Source organism: Microcoleus sp. B3-A4, from assembly GCF_036705385.1.
GTDB lineage: Bacteria > Cyanobacteriota > Cyanobacteriia > Cyanobacteriales > Microcoleaceae > Microcoleus.
On the sequence record NZ_JAUBUI010000177.1, the window covers coordinates 1 to 3,138 of the forward strand.

At 42.9% G+C, this 3,138-nt stretch carries 2 protein-coding genes; both read right to left on the reverse strand.

Annotated features, from left to right (window positions below):
* Positions 1–179: 179 nt before the first annotated feature.
* Positions 180–2,045, reverse strand: coding sequence for an ABC transporter ATP-binding protein (locus QUB33_RS29005; protein ID WP_333357981.1), 1,866 nt, complete (start codon positions 2,043–2,045; stop codon positions 180–182).
* 178 nt (positions 2,046–2,223) lie between these two features.
* A complete protein-coding gene (locus QUB33_RS29010) occupies positions 2,224–2,730 on the reverse strand; it encodes a MerR family transcriptional regulator (protein ID WP_333357984.1) in 507 nt (168 codons plus the stop codon).
* Between the last annotated feature and the right edge of the window lie 408 nt (positions 2,731–3,138).

Genomic DNA, 3,138 nt, shown 5'->3' on the forward strand with positions numbered 1-3,138 from the left:
TTTGGGCGAGCGAAACTGTTTCTTTGATTCATAACGGGCGTGCGGCGCCCGTGGAACGCTCTCAAAGAGGACTGAAAGACACATTTTTGAACAAGCATTGCAATATCTCCCCAGTCGGTTTCAACCGACTTTCGCTATGAGACAGGGGTTTTAACCCCTGGCGGACTGTTTATTTAACTCTAAATATAGCTACTAGCTTGACGGGTGAACATTGAGCAGTAAATTCCGTTTGATGCTATCAATTCGTCGTGAGTTCCTATTTCTGCTATTTTACCGTTTTCCATGACGGCGATACGATCGGCAATTTTTGCTAAACCTAATCTGTGACTGATGACTATGGTTGTTTTCCCGGCGGCTATTTGGCGGAAGATGCTGTAAATTTCGTGTTCTGTCTTGGGGTCGAGGGCGGCTGTTGGTTCGTCAAAAATTAGCACTTCGGCTGTAGAAAGCCGCATTAAGGCGCGGGCGATCGCAATTCTTTGCCACTGTCCCCCCGATAAGTCTATGCCGTCTTCTAATTGTTTCCCCAAGGGAGTCTCTAAACCTGCGGAAAGACTATTGACTTTTGCGCTAATTCCTGCTTCGGAAATAGCTTCGTTAATTGCGCTGTCATCTGACAGTGAAAGCAAGTCGCCGAAACCGACGTTTTCGCGAACTGTGGAGGGGAAACGGGCGTAATCTTGCATAACGACGGCGATGCGCGATCGCACGTATGCTAGAGGGTACGATCGCAAATCTTTGCCGTTCCAGTCGATCGTACCACTTGTCGGGTCGTACAGGCGGCCGAGGAGTTTGCCAAGGGTTGTTTTACCCGCGCCATTTTCACCAACAAGCACTAGCATTTCCCCCGGATTAATCGTTAAGTTGATATCTTCAACCGTGCTTTTGTTGCTACCTGGATAGCAGAAAGATAGATGCTTAATCTCGATGCCAATTTTATCTTTTGTAGGGCGGGAATCTTGCCCGTCTTCTGGTAAAATAGGCAGGCGAGATGCTACATCCCCAAGCGGAGACTGCAATTCTGGTTGGAGTTCCAAAAGTTGAAAAATTGGACTAACGCTGAGAGAGATATCGTACAAATTAGTAGAAGTGCTAATCAGTATCTGCAAACTTTGCTTTACTTGAACAATCAAACCCGAATAGAGTGCTAAATCGCCCAAAGTATAGCGACCACCCAAAGCTCCCATTACTACATAAATAAATGGCAAAGCCACTCCAATTCTACTAAACATCGACCAGAAAAGTACAACAATTGCTCCTTTTTTTCGGATTTGCTGCATCTCGCTAAAAAATTGCAAAAACTGACCCTGCCAGCGTTTGAGCCAAAGTTCTTGCAACCCAAACAAACGCAATTCTTTAGCATATTCTTCGCCCGTCAAGACTCTACTGGATAAGTTCATTTCGCGGCTGATTTTAGCTTGCTTTCTTTGAACTCTCCAGATGATTCTGCTATATTTTCTTTGGGTATAAATTGAGGGAGATGAGGAGATCAACATCAGCAATGGCACCCACCAAGCTATTGCAGCAGCAAGGCCTATCGATGGAATAAATATAAAAATTCCCGTGATAGTCATGCTGATGGTAAAGGCTAGTTGCTGTATTTTGGATACTCCTGTTTTGGCGAGTTCTACTATATTTAATAGTTCCGGGTTTTCAAACAGGGCGATATCGTCGAAATTGGCGACTTTTTCCAGGACTTTTCCTTCGACAAAGCCTTGAACGCGATCGCGCAAAGATGTCGCGACAAAAGAGTTCATTGTGTCTAGGGCATCGCCGACTAACTTGAGACTTAAGACTCCGCCAATACTCCATAGCAATATTGGCCGGGAAAGCATCAAAGCAAGGGGCTGTGCTGTTTGGGTTTGCGACAGCAACCGAGATACTTCATCAATGATTAATTTATCTAAAAATAGCACGGCCGATGGGGCAGCACCGGCGATGATGTTGAGTATTATTAAATGGCGGAGTTCAATTGGTGCGGCTTTGATTATCAGGCCCAAGCTGCGCCACAAAGCTTGGAAGGTGGTAATTTGGATGGGTTGCATTATTTGTGGGTAGGTGTCGGGTCTAGTCATCCCCGCACCGTATATTATAACAGTATTTATTAACTGTTTGCCAAGCATAGACAGGGCGCAGTATTGAGAAATATAAGTAGGTTAACCTCAAAAAGTATAATACCGATAAATAGCGAAATAAATTTTATAAAAAAATGGTTAATTAATATTAAGCAGGCAAAGCTTTAGCTCGTTGTTGAAAGCTTTTGAAGTCTATTATTTTTGACTTGTGAGCAGCTTCCCAGATATCATTAACGATATCAATTAATGGAGGGATCACGAGTAAAACGTACTGACCTACAGCCCTATTTCTTTTGCCAGCAACTTTAACGGTTGTGGGTATGTTGTCACCAAAATCCGACCAGTCTTGCTTCATCCAAAAAACTTCATCACCAACTACAACTAACTGCTTATCTCTCAAGCTATTGTCGTAACCGCTCTCATCTAAAAAATTGATTATTTTTCTGACTGTTTGTAAAGAAACATCTTTTCTTAAATTTTTAATTGCTCGAATTTCTAGTAGCTGCTCCCAACTAAAAACTACTGTTGGTCTTCCATTATTTCCAAATCTGTAAGGAATAACTAAGCCTACTTTTTCTAAATAAGCCAGTCGGCTAGAAGTGCAGCCTGCCAGATGTATTGTTTCTTGTCGTGTAAAGCCTGACATCTGGTTCATAGTTGTTTGCTTCTCCTATTGCTTCCTGAAATTTTAGTTTTAACCCGCTTAGGCTAGAGTTTGTCGGGTATGGATCGTGTCTAACCTTAAAAAAGTATAACTTAATCCTATCTTGTCTGGCTAATTAAGACATTGTTTTACAAAATTGACTTTTTGTAGAACAATGTGCTACTGTTAAGGCATATTTAGAAAATACAGCGTCTATAAGTAGGGTTCCCACTACCTTGGCCACTCCGTGTCATCATTTGCCTCCATAGGCAATGCAAGCGCTGAGCTTCACGGTTCTGCTGTCAGGAGTCCTAACGCCTTTCTTGAGCAGTCCACTATAGTACAATGGCACTGAAAAAGTCTCAATCACGCCCTCCGTTTAGATTTCAAGACAGAGCGAGGTTCCTGCATTCGAGGATA